The 20,438-nt window shown below is 34.1% G+C and carries 19 protein-coding genes; 15 read left to right on the top strand and 4 right to left on the bottom strand.

Annotation, left to right across the window (positions count from 1 at the left end; genetic code table 11):
• Positions 1–187 precede the first annotated feature (187 nt).
• Positions 188–586, bottom strand: a complete 399-nt coding sequence (locus EV143_RS15180; RefSeq protein WP_133508787.1) for a T9SS type A sorting domain-containing protein — start codon at positions 584–586, stop codon at positions 188–190.
• 450 nt (positions 587–1,036) lie between these two features.
• On the opposite strand from EV143_RS15180, the gene EV143_RS15175 reads away from it, so the two are divergent.
• The 3 genes from EV143_RS15175 (at position 1,037) to EV143_RS15165 (ending at position 3,615) form a co-directional block, all read left to right on the top strand.
• Positions 1,037–1,909, top strand: coding sequence for an AraC family transcriptional regulator (locus EV143_RS15175; RefSeq protein WP_133508786.1), 873 nt, complete (start codon positions 1,037–1,039; stop codon positions 1,907–1,909).
• 225 nt (positions 1,910–2,134) lie between these two features.
• Positions 2,135–3,004, top strand: coding sequence for an alpha/beta hydrolase (locus EV143_RS15170; RefSeq protein WP_133508785.1), 870 nt, complete (start codon positions 2,135–2,137; stop codon positions 3,002–3,004).
• 89 nt (positions 3,005–3,093) lie between these two features.
• Complete coding sequence (locus EV143_RS15165; protein ID WP_133508784.1) at positions 3,094–3,615, top strand: hypothetical protein; 522 nt, start codon at positions 3,094–3,096, stop codon at positions 3,613–3,615.
• A gap of 74 nt (positions 3,616–3,689) precedes the next feature.
• On the opposite strand, the gene EV143_RS15160 is transcribed toward EV143_RS15165, so the two are convergent.
• Both EV143_RS15160 and EV143_RS15155 read right to left on the bottom strand, forming a co-directional pair.
• The gene (locus EV143_RS15160) at positions 3,690–4,658 is read right to left on the bottom strand and encodes a TerC family protein (RefSeq protein WP_133508783.1); all 969 of its coding nucleotides are present in this window, start codon (positions 4,656–4,658) and stop codon (positions 3,690–3,692) included.
• Between the two features lie 350 nt (positions 4,659–5,008).
• Positions 5,009–6,022 (bottom strand): glutamine synthetase beta-grasp domain-containing protein, encoded by a 1,014-nt coding sequence (locus EV143_RS15155; RefSeq protein ID WP_133508782.1) that lies wholly within the window; start codon positions 6,020–6,022, stop codon positions 5,009–5,011.
• Positions 6,023–6,451: 429 nt separating this feature from the next.
• Between EV143_RS15155 and EV143_RS15150 the strand changes: the two genes are divergently transcribed.
• The 11 genes from EV143_RS15150 to EV143_RS15100 all read left to right on the top strand — a co-directional run bounded on the left by EV143_RS15150 (position 6,452) and on the right by EV143_RS15100 (position 17,124).
• The gene (locus EV143_RS15150) at positions 6,452–8,641 is read left to right on the top strand and encodes a glutamine synthetase III family protein (protein ID WP_133508781.1); all 2,190 of its coding nucleotides are present in this window, start codon (positions 6,452–6,454) and stop codon (positions 8,639–8,641) included.
• 394 nt (positions 8,642–9,035) lie between these two features.
• Positions 9,036–9,884, top strand: a complete 849-nt coding sequence (locus tag EV143_RS15145) for a hypothetical protein (RefSeq protein ID WP_133508829.1) — start codon at positions 9,036–9,038, stop codon at positions 9,882–9,884.
• Positions 9,885–9,952: 68 nt separating this feature from the next.
• Positions 9,953–10,474 carry a hypothetical protein gene (locus EV143_RS15140; RefSeq protein WP_133508780.1) on the top strand — a complete coding sequence of 174 codons (522 nt, stop codon included), beginning with the start codon at positions 9,953–9,955 and terminating at the stop codon, positions 10,472–10,474.
• Between the two features lie 2 nt (positions 10,475–10,476).
• Positions 10,477–10,881, top strand: a complete 405-nt coding sequence (locus EV143_RS15135) for a hypothetical protein (protein WP_133508779.1) — start codon at positions 10,477–10,479, stop codon at positions 10,879–10,881.
• Complete coding sequence (locus EV143_RS15130; protein ID WP_317128077.1) at positions 10,851–11,207, top strand: CsgE family curli-type amyloid fiber assembly protein; 357 nt, start codon at positions 10,851–10,853, stop codon at positions 11,205–11,207. Before EV143_RS15135 ends, EV143_RS15130 begins: the two co-directional genes overlap by 31 nt.
• A 16-nt stretch (positions 11,208–11,223) precedes the next feature.
• Positions 11,224–11,628 (top strand): curli production assembly/transport component CsgF, encoded by a 405-nt coding sequence (locus tag EV143_RS15125; RefSeq protein ID WP_133508777.1) that lies wholly within the window; start codon positions 11,224–11,226, stop codon positions 11,626–11,628.
• 1 nt (position 11,629) lies between these two features.
• Positions 11,630–12,991: a CsgG/HfaB family protein gene (locus EV143_RS15120; RefSeq protein WP_133508776.1), complete on the top strand. Its 1,362-nt coding sequence runs from the start codon at positions 11,630–11,632 to the stop codon at positions 12,989–12,991.
• A 57-nt stretch (positions 12,992–13,048) separates the two neighbouring features.
• Positions 13,049–14,533, top strand: coding sequence for a carboxypeptidase regulatory-like domain-containing protein (locus EV143_RS15115; RefSeq protein ID WP_133508775.1), 1,485 nt, complete (start codon positions 13,049–13,051; stop codon positions 14,531–14,533).
• 152 nt (positions 14,534–14,685) lie between these two features.
• Complete coding sequence (locus EV143_RS15110) at positions 14,686–15,864, top strand: AIR synthase related protein (RefSeq protein ID WP_133508774.1); 1,179 nt, start codon at positions 14,686–14,688, stop codon at positions 15,862–15,864.
• A gap of 174 nt (positions 15,865–16,038) precedes the next feature.
• The gene (locus EV143_RS15105) at positions 16,039–16,395 is read left to right on the top strand and encodes a hypothetical protein (protein WP_133508773.1); all 357 of its coding nucleotides are present in this window, start codon (positions 16,039–16,041) and stop codon (positions 16,393–16,395) included.
• A gap of 120 nt (positions 16,396–16,515) precedes the next feature.
• The gene (locus tag EV143_RS15100; protein WP_133508772.1) at positions 16,516–17,124 is read left to right on the top strand and encodes a GNAT family N-acetyltransferase; all 609 of its coding nucleotides are present in this window, start codon (positions 16,516–16,518) and stop codon (positions 17,122–17,124) included.
• Between the two features lie 44 nt (positions 17,125–17,168).
• Here the strand turns inward: EV143_RS15100 and EV143_RS15095 are convergent, their stop codons facing one another.
• On the bottom strand, positions 17,169–17,792 hold the full coding sequence (locus tag EV143_RS15095; protein ID WP_133508771.1) for a M949_RS01915 family surface polysaccharide biosynthesis protein: 624 nt from the start codon (positions 17,790–17,792) through the stop codon (positions 17,169–17,171).
• Positions 17,793–17,983: 191 nt separating this feature from the next.
• Between EV143_RS15095 and EV143_RS15090 the strand changes: the two genes are divergently transcribed.
• A complete protein-coding gene (locus EV143_RS15090; RefSeq protein ID WP_133508828.1) occupies positions 17,984–20,269 on the top strand; it encodes a GH92 family glycosyl hydrolase in 2,286 nt (761 codons plus the stop codon).
• Positions 20,270–20,438 lie beyond the last annotated feature (169 nt).

Here is a 20,438-nt window from a genome sequence, read left to right as displayed (position 1 = left end):
TCGCAAAGCGAATCCGCGTAATCCGCGTTCTATATTGTCGATTTTGTTTGTTAAGTGCTTTTCAGAAAAATAAGGCACAAAAAAAACAGCTCAATAACCACAAAGAGCTGTTTCAAAACAATAAGTTGTTTTATACTTTACTAACTATCTAACCTCATTTTTATACTGTATTCTAGTATAAACTCTTTTAGCGTACTGCTACGCTTGTATTTTTATCAGCAACTTTATAAACTGAAGAAATTGCTTTTGGAGATAAAGTTGTAACATCATTATCAACATTAATTTGATATCTCACTTTTTTTGCATTGTCTTCAACTTCTAAGAAGTAAGTTCCATCAGGAAAATCCTGTAAACTGAAAGTTCTTAAAATTCCATCTTTACCTGAAGCACTTTCAGAATAGAATAAAGTACCATCCTGATCGTATATTGCTAAGTTTGCTTTTTGCACTTGGTTAAGACCAAATGTTATTACTTTTCCGTTTTTTAATACATGAAGGTTAAATTCCTCATTTCCATCAATTGCATAAGTACTCATTCCTGAAAAAAGTACTGCACATACTAAACTTAATTTTATAATCTTTTTCATTATTATCGTTCTTTAAATTATTAGTCGTTTTCTATAATGCTAAATTACTTCAGCAATAGGTTTTTTATCACAACTCTATTTTCCAATTTATGTGCTATATTCTCATTTACGAAACCGTTATAGGTTAAAATTTGAATTTTTTAAGGTGTTTCTGTTAATTCAGCTATTATTTTTTAATTATTTGTAAATGTTAACCTTTTTTTGGAACATCTAATATTCTTACAGAAGTGTTATATATTTATAAAAAAGCGATATTAAATGTGATATATAAAAAAAAACAAACATAAAAATACGGGTCGTTTAAAAAATGGCTAAATAGTGATAATTTCGAACTTTATCAGTTATTGACTTTGATGCAATATTCGTAGTAACGAAACCGTTATAGGTTAAATTATGAATTATTTTAGGTATTTTTGTTAAATTTGCTATTATTATTTAAAGATTATCATCATGAAGAACATCGCCCCCGCTCTTGAAGTGATAACTAACTCATACGGAAGTTCTTTTACCTATAGTAAGCATGCCGAAAAGACCAATAGTAAAGCACATTTGTGGCATTATCATCCGGAAATTGAATTGGTGTTTATAAATGGTGGCGCAGGAAAAAGACAAATAGGAAGCCATGTTTCTTATTATACGAATGGTAGTTTGATTTTGATAGGTTCTAATTTGCCTCATTGTGGTTTTACGAATGAACAAACGGGAAATACAAACGAAACTGTAATTCACATTAAACCTGAGTTTTTAGGGAATGAATTTTTTGCAGCTCCGGAAATGAGAAAGGTTCAGAATATTTTGAGTCAGTCTAAAGGCGGAATTGCTTTTGGAGGAGAAACGAAAAGCCGGGTAGGGAAGAAAATTGAAATGATGGAAAACCAACTTCCGTTTGAACGTTTGATGACACTGCTGAGTGTTTTAGATGAATTAGAATCTTCAGAAGAATACACAGTTCTAAATGCCGATGGATTTTCATTAGAATTAAATACACAGGATAACGATAGAATAAATGTAGTTTTTAATTACGTTAAAGATAATTTTCAGGAATCGATTGCAATAGATGAAGTTTCGAGTCTGGTAAGTATGACAACGCCTTCGTTCTGCCGATACTTCAAAAAAATATCCAATAAAACTTTTACAGAATTCGTAAACGAATATCGTTTGGTTCACGCTTCAAAATTATTGGCCGAAAAACCAATTTCTATAAATGAAGTTTGTTACGAAAGTGGTTTTAATAATTTCAGTCACTTTAGTAAATCCTTTAAACAATATACAGGTAAAAGTGCTTCGCAATACCGAAACGAACATAAGATTATTATTAAATAATGATTTTTTAGGTTTTTGCCACAAATTTGACGAATTTACACTAATTAAAGAGTTTGCATAGAGTCGCGAAATTAGTGCAATTCGTGGCAAACATTTTTTTAATCATTTCAATCTTTGGCAAAAAAGAACAACAATCCGAGTCCTTGAAAAACGAGTCGGATTTTTCATATATATTATTCGGAAAAAGGTATATTTACAATCCCTAATCAGAAAAGAAATATCAATATGAAAAATTTAAAAACCCTAGTATTTGCTGTCTTATTGTGTGCTTCATCAATAAGTTACGCCGCAAAAGTAGATACTTTGCAAGTTGCCAGTACAGCCATGGGCAAAACCTACAAAGCCGCCGTTGTATTGCCAAATTCATATGCCAAAGGCAAATCAGCATTTCCGGTAATGTATTTATTGCATGGCGCTTACGGACATTTTAGCGATTGGTTAAAAAATACACCCAATAAAAAATTAGTTCAAACCTTATCAGATCAATATAATATTATCATTGTAATGCCTGAAGGCGAAACCTTTAGTTTTTATCTGGATAGTCCGGTAAATAAAGAAAGTCAGTTTGAGACCTTTATAACGCAGGAAGTAATTCAGAAAGTAGATAAAACATACAGAACGATTAGCAACAGAAACGGTCGTGTAATTACCGGACTTTCTATGGGAGGACACGGTGCGTTGTATTTATCTGCCAAACATCCTGACTTATTTTGTGCCGCCGGAAGTATGAGTGGAGCAGTAGATATGAGCTCGATGCTGAATCGTGAAGCTTCGGCACAAGTTATCAAATTAATGCAGCCCGTTTTTGGCGACAAAAGCGACAACTCAGAAATGTACGCGCAATATGCCGTTATGGGAATGCTGGATAAAATAAAGGCTAACAAGCTTCCTTTAATTATAGATTGCGGTGTTGATGATTTTTTAATAGAATCGAATAAAGAACTTCACCGAAGATTAGTTTATAATAAGGTAGAACATGATTACACCGAACGCCCGGGATCTCATACTTGGGAATACTGGGAAAATTCATTGCCATATCATGTATTATTTTTTAACAAAATACTGCTTAAAAATCAGCAGGTTGCGAAAAAATAAAGAAATTTTTAAGAAAAGAAGTGCCGAAATATTTTTTTTGGTTTAATTTTTGGGATACCTTTATGTATAAACCTTAAAAAATAAAAAAAATGAAAAAGATATTCGCACTTTTCGCAATTGTTGGATTATTAGCATTTACTGGTTGTGAAGGACCAGAAGGACCTCCAGGGCAGGATGGTTATAATGCACAAGATTCAGAAGTTTTTGAAGTTGGCCCTGACTTTACAGCAGCAAATGGTTATTCTATGACCTATCCCTTAAATCCAGTTATGCTTTCCGGGGATAACATTTTAGTGTACGAATTAGTTAGTACAGGTGGAGTTGATACATGGGCATTATTACCTCAAGTTTATTATTTTAATAATGGTCTAGAAACTGCTCAGTATAATTATACTTTTTCGTATAATCAATTTAGAATTTTTATTAAAGGTAGTTTAGCTGATTATTCTCAGCTCCCTAGTAGTTTTAGATTGGGAAAAACATTTAGAGTTGTAATTATTTTAGGTGATGATGGAGTAAATGCTAAGAAAGCAAAACCAGATTATTCAGATTACAATGCTGTTATTGAAAGATACAACATTGATGACAGTAACGTTAAGAAAATAGATTAATTAGTAGTTAGTTTAAAGCATAAAAAAAGGAAATCGCAAGATTTCCTTTTTTTATACCTATATGTTTCAAAAAACTATTCCATATCTGAATCAGTAAGTTCTTTTTCTTCTCCAAATTTTAAAGAAACCAGAATACCCACTAAAAGCGAAAGCGCAATAAATCCTAAAGAAGCCCATTCAGGAACCACAATCCATTCGTGAAGTAACATTTTTAATCCCACGAAACTTAAAATGGCAATTAAACTATATTCTAAATAACTGAATTTAGCCAGCATATTTGCCAGGAAGAAATACATAGAACGCAATCCTAGAATGGCAAAAATATTAGAACTGAATACTAAAAACGGATCAGAGGTAATTGCAAGAATCGCAGGAACGCTGTCTACAGCAAAAAGAACATCCATAACTTCAATTACGATTAAAGCAACGAATAATGGAGTAGCGGCTTTTTTTCCTTTTTCGGTTAAAATGAAAAATTTCTCTCCATCCATTTCAGAAGTAATCGGAATAATTTTTCCTAAGGTTTTGTATACGAAAGAATCTTTAGGCTGAAAATCTTCATCTTCACCTGAAAATAACATTTTTATAGCGGTAAATAACAAGAAAGCGCCAAATACATAAGTCGTCCACGAGAATTTATTGATCAGCATAACTCCAAAGAAAATCATTAATCCACGGAATATTACAGCGCCTAAAATTCCCCAGAACAAAACACGGTGTTGGTATTTTTGAGGTATTTTAAAAGAAGCAAAAATAATAGCGATCACAAAAATATTGTCAACACTTAAAGACAACTCGATTAAATAACCCGTGATAAACTTCATAGAAGCTACAGCAGGTTTTAGTTTATCCGGATTTGCAATATAGTCTGTAGTGTAAAGCCAGTAAATTACCCCTGAAAACAAGAAAGATAATGATACCCAAATTAGAGTCCATTTGCTTGCTTCTTTGGTACTAATAATATGCGGGTTTTTATTAAAAACTCCTAAATCTAAAGCAAGAATAAGTACTACGGCTAATAAAAATAAAATCCAGACGAACATAATATAATTTTTTAATGATTTACAAAGATAGGTTTTGAAGTTTAACTTAAAAATTAATTATTAGAAAATTACTTTCAAATTTAGTTAAGATTTCAGTCTGTTATTTTGCATGGAGTTCATTTCGTTTATTATTATTAAGGTTTGCGAATCTATTCTAAATTGATGTCATTTCGACGAAGGAGAAATCTTCATGAGAAGCTCGACAAAGATTGGATTCTCGTTGCAGAGTTACTTGCGAAGATTTCTCCTTCGTCGAAATGACAAGATTGTGTCAAAATTGTTTGAACTAATAATAAAAAAAAAGTGCCATCAATTAAGATGGCACTTTCGAGTATAATTTGAACTATGAATTATAGCGCTGATTTTACAGTTTTGATAATTCTCGCAGCAATTTTGTATGGATCACCGTTAGATGCTGGTCTTCTGTCTTCTAACCAACCTTTCCAACCTTTTTGAACCGTCATTAAAGGAATTCTGATAGAACATCCTCTGTCTGAAACTCCATAAGAGAAATCGTGAATAGAAGCAGTTTCGTGTTTACCAGTTAAACGTTGGTCGTTGTAAGCTCCGTAAACTGCGATATGCTCAGCAGTAACAGGACGGAAAGCCTCACAAATTCTTTCGTAAGTTGCCTGATCTCCACATGTTCTTAAAACTTCGTTAGAGAAGTTAGCATGCATTCCAGAACCATTCCAGTCTGTATCTCCTAATGGTTTTGGGTGATATTCGATATAGTAACCATATTTTTCAGTCAAACGATCTAATAAGTAACGGGCAACCCAAATTTCGTCTCCGGCTTTTTTAGCACCTTTAGCGAATAATTGAAATTCCCATTGTCCGCAAGCAACCTCTTGGTTAATACCTTCAAAGTTAATTCCGGCAGCGATACATAAATCAGCATGTTCTTCTACTAATTTTCTTCCGTGTGTGTTTTTTCCACCTACAGAACAGTAGTACATACCTTGTGGAGCAGGATAACCTCCAACAGGGAAACCTAATGGCAATAAAGTTTTAGTATCCATGATAAAATATTCCTGTTCGAAACCAAACCAGAAATCACCATCATCATCAATAGTAGCTCTACCGTTAGAAGCGTGAGGCGTACCATCAGCATACATAACTTCTGTCATAACCAAATATCCGTTGATGCGAGTTGGATCTGGATAAATTGCAACAGGAACTAACAAACAGTCAGATGAACCACCTTCGGCTTGTTTTGTTGATGAACCATCAAATGACCAGTTTCCAAGTTCTTCTAATGTTCCTTTGAAATTGTCGTGTTCTTCAACTTTAGTTTTACTTCTAAGATTTTGAGTTGGTTCATATCCATCTAACCAAATGTACTCTAACTTAATTTTAGCCATAATAATATAAATTTATTTTTTTTGTTTTTTTTCGCTGGGTCAAATATAGATTTATTTTTTTAGTCCTAAAAATTAGGGGGCTATTTTGTTTTACCGATCATTATTTTTTAGATAAGCGCAATTTTAAAAGGGGTATATTTTCAAATAAGCAATTTTTGATAGGGTAAAGAGTCAAATTCGTAAAAATTAGCTTTGTTTTTTCAATTTCATTGCCATTCAATTGCGAAAAATTGTTTATTTAATCAGGAATAGTATTATAATTTGTTATATTTCTTCAAATCAAATTCATTATTCTTTATAAAAAGCATCTTCTGTTGCAAAATTATCGTATTAAATTCTCTTGTTTATCTTTCAAACAGGCAGTTTTATTGATTATATTTGTTGCTCTTTTTTTATAGAAAATTAGTACGAATATTTAAATTTATATACATGTCAACATTACGTTTCCAAGCTTTAAAAGAAGCTTCTACCAGAAAGCCGGTACATTTTGAAGAAATTGATAGAAAATCTAACATTTTTGGTTCAAATGTGTTTAATGAGAAAGCCATGAAGCAATATTTAACTTCAGATGCTTTAAAAGGAGTGAGAGACGCTATTCAGCACGGAACTAAAATTGAAAGAAAACTGGCAGATTATATTGCCATGGGCATGAAAGAATGGGCTTTGGCCAAAGGTGTGACACATTATACACACTGGTTTCAGCCACTTACAGGAACAACGGCAGAAAAACATGATGCCTTTTTTGAAACATCGTATGACGGAAGCGATCCTGTAGAAAAATTTGGCGGAGCACAATTAGTTCAGCAAGAACCGGATGCATCAAGTTTCCCAAATGGTGGAATCAGAAATACGTTCGAAGCAAGAGGTTACACGGCCTGGGACCCAACTTCTCCGGCATTTATTTACGGAACAACTTTATGTATCCCGACTGTATTTATCGCGTATACAGGAGAAGCTTTAGATAATAAAATTCCTTTATTGAGAGCTTTATCAGCAATGGATGAGGCAGCGACGGAAGTTTGTAAATATTTTGATAAAAACGTAAAAAAAGTAACCGCAACTTTAGGCTGGGAACAGGAATATTTTTTGATTGACAAAGCGCTGGCAAATTCTCGTCCCGACTTAATGATGACGGGAAGAACTTTATTAGGACACACGTCTGCAAAAGGACAACAATTGGATGATCATTATTTCGGATCAATTCCAACTCGTGCATTAACCTACATGAGAGATTTGGAACAAGAATGTATGTTGCTTGGAATTCCGGTAAAAACACGTCATAACGAAGTAGCACCAAATCAGTTTGAATTGGCACCTATTTTTGAAGAAACCAATCTTGCTGTAGATCATAATTCATTATTAATGGATGTAATGCAAAGAGTGGCAGAGCGTCATGATTTTAAAGTATTATTTCACGAAAAACCATTTAAAGGCGTAAACGGATCCGGAAAACACAATAACTGGTCGTTGGCAACAGATACAGGAGTTAATTTATTGAGTCCGAGTAAAACGCCAATGAGTAATTTACAGTTTTTAACGTTCTTTATTAATACGATAAAAGCCGTAAACGATTACGAAACTTTATTAAGAGCCTCTATCGCAACAGCAAGTAACGACCATAGATTAGGAGCAAACGAGGCGCCTCCGGCAATTATTTCGGTATTTATTGGAGCGCAGTTAACTAAGGTTTTATCAGAATTAGAAAGTGTAACAACAGGAAAATTATCTCCAGAAGAAAAAACAGATTTAAAACTGAATGTAGTTGGGAAAATTCCGGATGTTCTTTTAGATAATACAGACAGAAACAGAACTTCGCCTTTTGCCTTTACAGGAAATAAATTTGAGTTTAGAGCCGTTGGTTCAAATGCAAACTGTTCGAATGCCATGACAACGCTGAACGCAATTGTTGCAAAACAATTGAAAGATTTTAAAATAGAAGTTGATACTTTAATCGACTCTAAAGACATGAAAAAAGATGACGCCATCTTTAATGTTTTAAGAGAATACATTAAACAATCTAAAAAAATACTTTTTGAAGGTGACGGTTATAGCGATGCCTGGGAAAAAGAAGCAGCTAAAAGAGGTTTAAGCAATTTTAAAACTACGCCGGAAGCAATAAAAGCAAAAGTTTCTAAACAAGCTTTAGATTTATTCGATGAACTTGGAATTTTAAATCACGTTGAAGCTGAAGCGCGCTACGAAATTGAATTGGAAGAATACACCAAGAAAATTCAGATTGAAGGAAGAGTTTTAGGTGATATTGCAAGAAACCATGTAATCCCGACAGCGATTCGTTATCAAAATACTTTAATCGAAAATGTAAAAGGATTGAAAGAAATCTTCGGAAAAGAATTTGAAACCATTGCTAAAGAACAAATTGTTTTAATCAAAGAAATTTCAGGCCATATTGAAGGAATAAATTCTAAAGTATTGGCTATGACCAATGAAAGAAGAACGGCAAACCAATTAACAGATGCCCAAAAAATGGCAGAAGCTTATTGCAATAAAGTAAAACCTTATTTTGAAGATATTCGTAACCACTGCGATAAATTAGAATTATTGGTAGATGATGAAAGCTGGACATTAACCAAATACAGAGAATTGTTGTTTACAAAATAACATTCTCGTAATATTCACGTAAAGCCCGTCTCAAAAAGACGGGCTTTTTTTGTGATTATGTTAAAATAATGGGTGTTCGACTATTGTTTTAACAAATGTTTAGCAGTAATTGTAGAGAAATTACAATAAGTAGCTAATTTCTTACGCTTAAAAAAATCAAAAACAGTAGTTCATCGAGATAGTTTCACATTTCATCGAAAAGAAGTTAAAATGTTGGAAAATAGATGTTTGCAGTTGATTTGTATTTCAGGAACTTTTCTAATTTTGAAACAGAAATGAGAAAATAAACAGAAAATTATTTTCAAAATGATGAGAGATTCTTTTATGGTTTTTCCCCAAAAACATTTTAGCCTGCATAATAAGTTGTATTAATAACCAATTAAATATATCTATTATGAAAAAAGTAATTTTAAGCATCTCAGCGATGCTATTTGTAGGAGCAGCGGCTTTCGCTCAGGGTAACACTTCATCAGTAAATCAGGTTGGTAGTTCAGACACTGGTATTGTAAATCAAAATGGACAAACCAACGATTCTAAAATTGATCAGTTAGGAGATTCGAACAAGTCAGAAGTGTATCAGGGAATTCAGCCGGGAGTTTACAATGCTAAAAACAATGCAGCCGACGTAAAACAAAAAGGGAACAGCAACACGGCTTTTGCTTCTCAAAGTAACCACGACAACAAAGCGTACCAAACTCAAACCGGAGATTCAAACAAAGCGACTATCTGGCAAGATCAAATTGCTCCTCCTGCATCAGCACTTGGCGGATTTGATAAAGCTACTCAAACTCAAACCGGGAAAAGCAACATGGCTACCATTGACCAGGGAACAACCGGAAATGAAAAACCAACAGGACTTCCTTTTAACGCTACACAGTTAGGTTATGTTAACGCTGTTATTGTGCCATTTGCTCCGCACAACAACAACGAAGCCACACAAACACAAAATGGAGACAACAATGTTGCTTATGCTACTCAAGGTGGTGTAAAAAACAAATCTTGGCAAACTCAAACTTCTCCAGGTGGTACTTCCGCAGCTGATAAAAATGTTTCAAACCATTATCAATATGGAGATGAAAACAGCGCAACAGCTACTCAAAACGGAATTAAATTAACAGAGAATACATTGCAAATTGGTAACAAAAACACTGCAACTGTAACTCAAACCGGAGCATCACATAGCAGTATCGCATTTTCTAAAGGAAATATGAATACGATTTCTGTTACTCAATCAGGTATGTAATCCGGTTTTATTTAAATGAGATAGTCATAGAACGTGACTATCTCATTTTTAATTTTAAATTGATAAAAATGAAAACTTTCATACTAAATATGATGTTGTTTTTACTTTTTTCTCCACTGTTTTATGCGCAGGAAAAAGAAGAGAACTCAGCTTTTAAAAATTACAATTCCTCTGTTTTTAATTCAAAAGAAGCGGCGTTGAGTATTGTTTCCTCTTTGGATAAAAAAGCACAAAACGATTTAAATCTTAAAATTCAGTCTGGTGTTCAAATCCAGCAAATAGGAGATTTAAATAAAGTTAAGGCCAATTTAAAAGCCAATGAAATACAAGTTTCTGTGGCACAAAACGGAAACAAAAATGAATTATTTTTAGATAAATATGCTAAAACCATCACGCAGAATGTTGTACAGCAAGGAAATAACAATACCATTTCTGACTTTACATTACGTACGAATTACAGCGTAAATATGGAATTAATTCAAAATGGAAATAATCAAAATATTCACAACATCGGAACCAATTCGTTGTCTAAAAATATGAAGATCACTCAAACAGGAAACGGAGCCTCAATAATTCTAATAAATAAATAACAATGCATTTTTTAAACAGATACATAACAGTTTTATTTTTAGTTGTTTTCGCTTTATTTTACGGACAAGTTCCGCAGGATAAAATAAAAGCAAAATTAGAAATAGAAAAAGTAGAAGGAAACGTAAAAGTGACCGGAACCGCTGAAAATCTTACTGATGTCCTCAGAAGTGCTGCTTATAGATTATCTGTAATAAAAAATAATAATAAAAGTAATAATCAGTCGAATAATGACCAGGTTGGTATTTTTACCCTTCAGCCAAACGAATTACAAAAACTGTCGACCTCTCAGGTAAATATTGCCGAAGGTGATGAAGTAGTGGTTTTATTATTGTTTTATGATGAAAATAAACAAATAATAGCCAAAGATCGTGTGGTATTGGGCGAAGAAAAAAAAAAGACGATGTAATAGTTATTCCTGTTGACGGCTTTGAGTTAAGAGGAATTATTACAGACGATACCAAAACCAAAATGGGAAAAGATTTTTACGACCGTTATTTTTACAGATACAATGATATTGGAATAAATGCTGAAAAAATAGTCACCATAGGCGAAGAATATAGTTTCGCCAGAAATACCGCAATAACGATTACCATAGATAATGAAGTTATTTATGAGTTTTTAGCCAGACCCGATGACGAATTTTTAGATGCCGTTGCAGAAGAATCTGTAAACGCAACCTTTACTTATTTTAAAGAAAAAGAAAAACAGCGCAAATATTTTACTCAGTATTAATTTTATTATTAGCATCATGAAATTTATTTTTACTTTCGTTTTATTGCTATTTCTATCTCCGTTACTAAAAGCTCAGGCATTTGTTTATAAGCCCGTAAATCCGGCTTTTGGAGGAGATACTTTTAATTATCAATGGCTTATGAGCAGCGCAGAAGCGCAAAATAAGCAAAAAGATAAAACAGCCGAAACCAAACCACAAACCGACTTAGAACGATTTAAAGCCAATTTAAATGCCCAATTGCTAAGTCAGATTTCCAGTTCTCTTTACAAACAACAATTTGGTACAGATGGTATTAAGGCAGGTTCTTATACTTTCGGAAGCTATTCTGTAGATGTTTATCCATCTGCAGACGGACTGACACTAAATATTTTAGATACAAATACAGGAGAACAAACACAGGTAATCATCCCAAATCAATAATATGAGGTTACATCACTACTTATTCATTTTATTCGGATTTCTTTTGTCGGGTTGCGGCGCTTATTATAACCAGCCAACTGGCGTTGAAAAAGCGGTTTTAGGAGAAGGAACTCCTGCAACATCACTATTAAAAGATTTGCCTAAACCCAAAGAACAGGTTGTTGTTGGGGTCTATAAATTTCGAGACCAGACCGGACAATATAAACCACAGGAAAACGGAAGCAGTTTTAGCACCGCCGTAACGCAGGGTGCGACTTCTATTTTACTAAAAGCATTAGAAGATTCGAAATGGTTTATACCAATTGAACGTGAAAATATTGGCAATTTATTGCAGGAACGAAACCTGATCAGGGCAACGAGACAAGAATACGTCAAAAATGCCAATCCAAACGAACCACAATTAACACCTTTATTATATGCCGGCGTTTTACTCGAAGGCGGAATTGTTTCATACGATTCTAATATTATTACAGGAGGTTTTGGAGCACGGTATTTTGGCGCCGGAGCTTCGGTAAAATACCGTCAGGATCGTGTAACGGTTTATCTGAGAATGATTTCAACATCAAACGGAAAAATTTTAAAATCAGTTTATATATCTAAAACCATTTTATCGCAGGCTATTGATGAAAGTTTATTTCGATATGTCAATTTTAAAAGACTTTTGGAAGTCGAAACAGGCTATACAACCAACGAACCCGTGCATATGGCGGTGACAGAAGCTATAGAAAAAGCAGTAGAATCTTTGGTTCTGGAAGGCATTAAAGATAATATTTGGGAAGCAGACGCACCAAAATGGCAAGTTGATAATTTACTCAAAGCCTATAATGAAGAAAACAAAACCGCCGATGTAACGGGTCTTTACGGCAGGGTCATGGAAAACAGACGAAGTAAATTTGCCATAGAAGTTTCGGGAGGAGCAACCTTGATGGATGGAGATTATAAAGATCCGCTTTTAAGACCTTTTGGCCGTGGCGCTTTAAAGTTTTTTATCTCTCCCAGTTTTAATGTCAGCGCTTCTACCAATGTTGTAAATCTTGCCAACAAAAATTTACTCGACGTTGGTTATATCACTTACGATCTTAACGTCGAATATATTTTACTGCCGCGAGATAAATTTACGCCTTATTTATTCGGAGGCGGAGGATACGCAACGAATAAAAAATTTGAAAACACTTACAGTAAAATTCAATACGGTTTTGGTCTGGAATATCTTGCTTCAGACAGAATCGGAATAAAATTATTTGCAGAACATAATGTCAATTTTAGCGATAATGTTGATTATATAATAGCCGGAAACCGGGATGATTATTATTTTAAATTCGGATTAGGATTGACGTATTATTTCGCTAAAAAGAAGAAATAAACGTAAGATATATTTGAAAAAATAACAATGAAGTTTTAATTTAAAAACAACTTAATAATGAAGTATTTATACAAAATAACAAGTGTACTTTTTTTATTGTTTTTGATTTCATGTAGTGAAGAAAAAATAGGAGAATCTGAGTTTGGTACCGTGACCGGAAGAGTTGTTATGGCAGATACTTTTGAACCTATGGAAAATGTAAAAGTATTTTCGAGCCCAACCACAAGTATCGTATTTACAGATGCCGAAGGGAAATTTACAATTCCGAATATAAAAGTGGGCGAATATTCTTTTCAGGCTCAAAAAGACAGTTACATAGTAAAATTTGAAGCCGTTACCGTAACTGCAAATAATAATTCGGAAATTGTTTTTGAGCTTAAAAAATCGACAGCAAATAATAAACCGCCAACAGTTCCGGTATTGGTAAGTCCCGCAGATAATAGTACAGGGCAGGCCGTTTCGTTAGATTTAACCTGGACCGTTACAGATCCTGACAGTGATGAATTAACGTATACCGTAACGCTTAGAAATGATAATAACAGCGACGTAAAAACGTATGATGCGCTAAAAGAAAAAAAAGTAACCCTAACTGATCTTTTGTTTGGCGTAAAATACTATTGGCAGGTTACTGTAAATGATGGTGTTAATACACCGGTTTTAAGCGCCATAAGTTCCTTTACAACAATTGCATTCCCGACAACAAGGTATTTGTTTGTAAAGAAAATCAATGACAATAATGTGATTTTTACTGCTGATGATGCCGGAAAACAATATCAGATAACAAGTTCAGATAAAAATTACTGGCGTCCGAGAAGAAATAACCAGGCGAAAAAAATTGCCTTTATAGGAACAAGCGCTTCTCAAAATGATATTTATACGATGAATTTCGACGGAACTGGAATTAAAAAAATCACAAATTCAGTTCCCATTGCCGGATTTAATTCGGATTATATTGGCTATTCCTGGAATGCTTCAGGAAGTGAATTCATTTATCCGAATTTTGATAAACTGTATAAAATTAATAGCGACGGAAGCGGCCTGACAAAAATATTTCAAACGCCAAATGGCAAATTTATATCAGAATGCGATTGGAGTGCCGACGGCTCAAAAATTGCCTTAAAAGTAAATGATGCAAACGGATACAATGCCGAAATTTATGTCATCAATCCGTCCGGAGTAATAACAACATCTATTGTTGCCGGAGAAAATGGCGCAATAGGAGGTTTAAATTTTTCTGTTACCGGATTAAAATTAGTCTACACCAAAGATGTTTCAGGATTTGAAAGTGCCACCTATCGCCAATTAGATTCCAGAATATTCGAATATAGTTTTCTAACGGCTGCATCCTATCAAATTGTAACTGAAAAAGTTGCAGGAACAAACGATTTAGATGTTCGGTATTCTCCAAACGAATCCGAATTAATTTTTATGAATACATCAAACGACGGAATTTCTGTAAAAAACATAGTAAAAACCAGTATTGGAGTTGCTAATTCCAGAGCGATATTGTTCTCCGGAACTTCTATGCCTGATTGGGAATAATTTTATAAGCCAAATTTAAAAGCAAATTCAATACGAGAATTCAGCAGGGAGTCGTAAACCTGCTGAATTTTTTTTGTGAATCTATAATCGATTCAACGATAGAATTAAAAAAAGGGATTATCTTTGCACCACATCAACACAAACAAATTTTCATGAGTTCAGATTCTAGCAAAAGGTACGCACAAAGAGGTGTTTCGGCATCAAAAGAAGACGTACACAACGCCATAAAAAATATCGACAAAGGTTTATTTCCTCAGGCATTCTGCAAAATAGTTCCCGATTATCTTACCCAGGATTCAGAATATTGCCTAATTATGCACGCTGACGGAGCCGGTACAAAATCGTCTTTGGCGTATATGTATTGGAAAGAAACCGGAGATATTTCTGTTTGGAAAGGAATCGCGCAGGATGCATTAATCATGAATATCGACGATTTATTATGTGTTGGCGCAACCGATAATATTTTGCTTTCATCAACCATCGGAAGAAATAAAAACTTAATTCCTGCTGAAGTTATTTCGGCAATCATCAACGGAACCGAAGAATTAATCAACGAATTAAAAACTTTCGGAGTAACGATTCATTCCACCGGAGGAGAAACTGCCGATGTTGGCGATGTTGTTCGTACGATTATTGTAGATTCGACCGTAACTGCTCGTATGAAACGTAGCGATGTTGTAGATAATGCCAATATTAAAGTCGGTGACGTAATCGTTGGTTTGGCTTCTTTTGGTCAGGCAACTTACGAAAAAGGTTATAATGGCGGAATGGGAAGCAACGGATTAACATCGGCACGTCATGATGTTTTCGGAAAATATTTAGCTAAAAAATATCCTGAAAGTTACGACGCACTTGTTCCTGAAGAATTAATTTATTCAGGTCAGGTAAATTTAACCGATGAGGTTGAAAATAGCCCGATAAATGCAGGCCAGTTGGTACTTTCACCAACAAGAACTTACGCACCAATTATCAAGAAAATTTTAGATACGTACACACCAAGCGATATTCACGGAATGGTGCACTGTAGTGGAGGAGCGCAAACGAAAATTTTACATTTCGTTCAGAATTTACACATTATAAAAGATAATTTATTTCCGGTTCCGCCATTATTCAAACTAATTCAGGAACAATCAAAAACCGATTGGAAAGAAATGTATCAGGTTTTCAATTGCGGTCACCGTATGGAAATTTATGTTCCCGAAAATATTACACAAGATATTATTGCGATTTCAAAATCATTCAATGTCGATGCGCAAATCGTGGGTAGAGTAGAGGCGGCAGATGCTAAAAAGCTAACTATTACAAGCGAATACGGCACATTCGAATATTAATTTTATTTCACCATATAAGTAATATAAGTTCCTATTATATTGAGCATAATACAATGTCAGGCTGAGCGAAGTCGAAGTCTATTCCAACTATAAAACCTTCGACTTCGCTCAGGATGACACGCTCTTTTATTATATTTTCTTACATCACTTATATGGTTTTAAAAACACAAGGCTATGTACGAATTACTTTTTTGGAGATATTTAGAAGAAACTTACCTAAACCATCACGAGGTTTATGAAGCTCTTGTAGAAAAAGAACACGTTGAAGGTCTTGAAACGCTTCCTGTTCAGGTTATTTTAAACAGAATCGCTTCTGTTTTTTCTCAATGGGAAAAAGTAGATGAAAACAGCTGGCAAAACAATTCAGGAAAAGGAGCTTTTCAGGTTATTACAACACCGCAAAGCATCAAAATCGATTGTTACGGAACCGAAGGTAAAACCATGGATTTACTAGTTGATGTCATGGAAGAATTTAAATGTCCGTTATACGATCCGCAAATTCCGGAGCGTTATGACGAAATGAGTGAGTAGATTTTAATCTAAAACACTTCGTAAAACTTCGCGGTAGCTTTGTGAATCTCTGCGAAATAATTATTACAGAAAGTCACACAAAGATTTCACAGAGATTCCCTAAAACTAACTTTATAATGTATGGCATCAAATTTCAATTTCTCAGACAATATCATTTTAGAAGACGATTTGGTCTTATTGCGACCTTTACAAGAATCAGATGTTGAAAATCTATTAGAAATATCCATCAACGAACCCGAAACCTGGAAATTTTCTTTAGTTGGTGCCGACGGAAAAGAAAATCTGATCAACTACATTAAATCTGCTGTAAAAGAACGAGAAAACAAAAAAGAATTCCCATTTATAGTTTTCGATAAAAAATCTCAAAAATACGCAGGTTCAACACGTTTTTATGACATTCAGCTTGCATACAAAACTTTGCAATTAGGATATACCTGGTACGGTTCTGCATTTAGAGGAACCGGACTGAATAAACATTGTAAATTTCTACTCCTACAATTTGCCTTCGAAACCCTCGGAATGGAGCGTGTAGAATTCCGTGCCGATAATAATAATGAAAGAAGCATTGCCGCCATGAAAAGCATTGGCTGCAAAGTCGAAGGCGTTCTAAGAAGCCATATGCCAACAGCTTCAGGCTATGTTCGTCGCAATTCAATTGTATTAAGTATTCTTAAAGACGAATGGTTTGATGAGGTAAAAGAGAATCTGAAATTAAAAATTAAAAATTAAAAAAATCACTTCCCTCTCAACCATCAACAATTAACAATTAATTCCTACCCATCTTTCAAAAGTAAATCTTGTTCTTTTCTTATTTTAATAACCAATTGATTCACATAAACTTGGATTTTTTTTGGTAATAAAGACCAGTTTTTATCCTTTTTAAAACTTCTACCATAATCCAAATCAGATTCTACGGCACGAATTGCATATTTTTGATTTTTATAAACCGTGATAATTTTCACGCGTCTTATTTCATCGTTTTCATTTCTCGTTCCGTAAACAATGATAGGCTCAATATAGCCATCGCCATCAAGATCTTTGGTATTGCAATATTTTGTCCAGAACCAAATAGTAGTTTCTTTAGGTTCAGTAGTTTCAAGTAAATCATTGATAGTCCATTTTTCAAGAAAGCCACCGTGATCGTTCATTCCGCAGATAGCTTTAATTTTTGTGTTTAATGTATCTTTTTTAGAAACGACTTTTTGGTTTTCGGTTAAAAGCAATTCAAAAACCCCGCCTTTATCCTGATATTCGTAAGCTTTATAAATAGGAAAATCAGAAAGATTTTTCAGTTCTCGCTGTGCTATTTGTTGTTTATCTAAAATATAACTTTCGACTTTTTGTGAAAAAACTAAAGCAGGAAAGGAAAGCATCAGGAATACAATATAATTCTTCATGTATCGAATTGTGTTTTTTGGGAGAATCAAAGATATCCAAAGGTTTTCAGACTAAAAACTTTTATATTTTTTAAAAAGCGTTTTTTATCGTAATTTTCTAACGAAAATCAGATAACAGATAAAATAGCAAACAAAAATAACTGATGAATAGTAGTAAAACAAAATGCCTTCTTTTTGGATTATCAATTCTGATGCTTGGTTTTTCAACCAAAACAGAAGCTCAGGAAAAAACAAAAAAACTTAAAAATTTAATTCAGTACGTTGATCCAATGATTGGTACGGCCAAAATGGGACATACTTATCCAGGCGCAACAGTTCCGTTTGGAAGTGTACAATTAAGTCCTGAAACCGATACAATTGCTTATGGCTTAAACGGAAAATATAATGGTGAAGTGTATAAATATTGTGCCGGATATCAATATGAAGATAAAACAATTGTTGGTTTTAGCCACACTCATTTTAGCGGTACGGGACATTCTGATTTAGGAGATTTCTTAATTATGCCAACAACCGGAAAATTGCAATTGAATCCCGGAGTGGCTTCAAAACCATTATCAGGCTTTCGTTCTGCGTTTTCGCATTCAACAGAAAAAGTGGAACCGGCTTATTACAGCGTTTTACTTGAAGATCATAAAATTAAAGCAGAACTTACGGCGACAACCCGCTTAGGAATGCATCAGTATACATTTCCAAAGTCGGATGAAGCGCATATAATTCTTGATTTAACTTCTGGAATTTACAATTACGATAAAAAGAATGTATGGACATTTGTTCGCGTTGAAAACGATACTTTAATTACAGGATACCGCCAGACAAGTGGTTGGGCGAGAACGAGAACGGTTTATTTTGCAATGTCATTTAGTAAACCGATAAAAAGCTACGGACAGGCAGCGCAGGAAAAAAGTGTGTACAGAGGTTTTTGGGGAAGATTTGATCAAACCAAAAATTTCCCTGAACTGGCAGGCCAAAACCTAAAATTATTCTTTGATTTTAATACCGAAGAAGGAGAAAAAATCAAAATTAAAATGGCGCTATCGCCGGTAAGTTCCGCAGGCGCATTAGAGAATATGAAAAAAGAAGTTCCGGGTTGGGATTTCGAAAAAGTGAAAAAACAAAGTCAGGAAGTTTGGAATAAAGAATTGAATAAAATTCAAATCGAGACCATTCAGAAAGAAGATTTAGTGAATTTTTATACTGCCATGTATCACGCCTTTTTAGGTCCAACAGAATATATGGATCTGGACGGAAATTATAAAGGTTTGGATATGAACGTTCACAAAACCGAAAACTTTAAAAACTACACCAGTTATTCGTTATGGGATACTTATAGAGCTTTGCATCCCTTATTTAATATTGTTCAGCCCTCGAGAAATTCAGATATGATAAGTTCGATGCTGGCGCATTCAGATCAAAGCGTGCATAAAATGTTGCCAATCTGGTCGCATTATGCCAATGAAAATTGGTGTATGATCGGATATCATTCTGTTTCTGTAGTTGCCGATGCGATTGTAAAAGGCAATACAAATTTTGATCCTGAAAAAGCGCTTCAGGCTTGTGTGAATACCGCTAAAGTCCGTTATTATGATGGATTGGACTATTATATGAAAATGGGCTATGTTCCTGAAGATAAAAACGGTGCTTCGGTTTCTAAAACTTTAGAATACGCTTATGATGATTGGGCCATTGCTCAGGCTGCGAAGAAATTAGGCAAAATGGAAATTTATAATGAATTTATTGAAAGATCTAAAAATTATAAAAACGTTTACGATGCCAAAACCGGTTTTATGCGTCCGAAATTAAACGATGGAACTTTCAAAAAAGAATTTGATCCGTTAGATACACACGGGCAAGGTTTTATTGAAGGAAATTCATGGAATTATAGTTTGTATGTTCCGCAGGATCCGGCTGAAATGATAAAAATGATGGGTGGAAATGAGAAATTTAATGTCCGTTTAGATTCCTTATTCAACATGCATTTACCGGACAAATATTTTGAAAATACGGAAGACATTACCAGAGACGGAATCATCGGAAATTATGTGCACGGAAATGAACCTTCGCATCATGTAGTTTATTTGTACAACTGGACAAATTCTCCTTGGAAAGCACAAGACAAAATCAGAATGATCCTGAAAAAAATGTATCGAAATGGTGCTGATGGTTTAGGTGGAAATGACGATTTCGGACAAATGAGTGCCTGGTATATTTTTAGCAGTTTAGGATTTTATCCTGTTGCGCCTGCTTCTGATGAATATGCATTGGGAAGTCCGTTAGTAAAAAATGCTGTTTTCAATTTAGAAAATGGTAAAACATTCGAAGTAGAAACGATGAATCAATCGGATAAAAATGTGTTTGTGACTAAAGTGCTTTTAAACGGTAAACAATTAGACAAACCTTTCTTGAAACATTCGGATGTTATAAATGGTGGAAAAATTACTTTTTATATGAGTAATAAACCGAATAAGAAGAATTATTAAAATTGATAAGCAAACCTAACAGGTTTTAAAAACCTGTTAGGTTTTTTAACAAAGTGCAATATTAAATTGGTGATAATTTGTGTAATTCGTGGCAAAAAAATTAATAAAAATAGAATCGTGATTGAGTTTCCAAAAACTTCCCGAAATTTGCACTTCAAATAAAGAAAAT

This window comes from Flavobacterium chryseum (genome assembly GCF_004362015.1).
In the GTDB taxonomy this organism is placed as follows: Bacteria; Bacteroidota; Bacteroidia; order Flavobacteriales; family Flavobacteriaceae; genus Flavobacterium.
The sequence above is the reverse complement of the archived record's forward strand: the minus strand, read 5'-3'. Positions and strand labels throughout refer to the sequence as shown.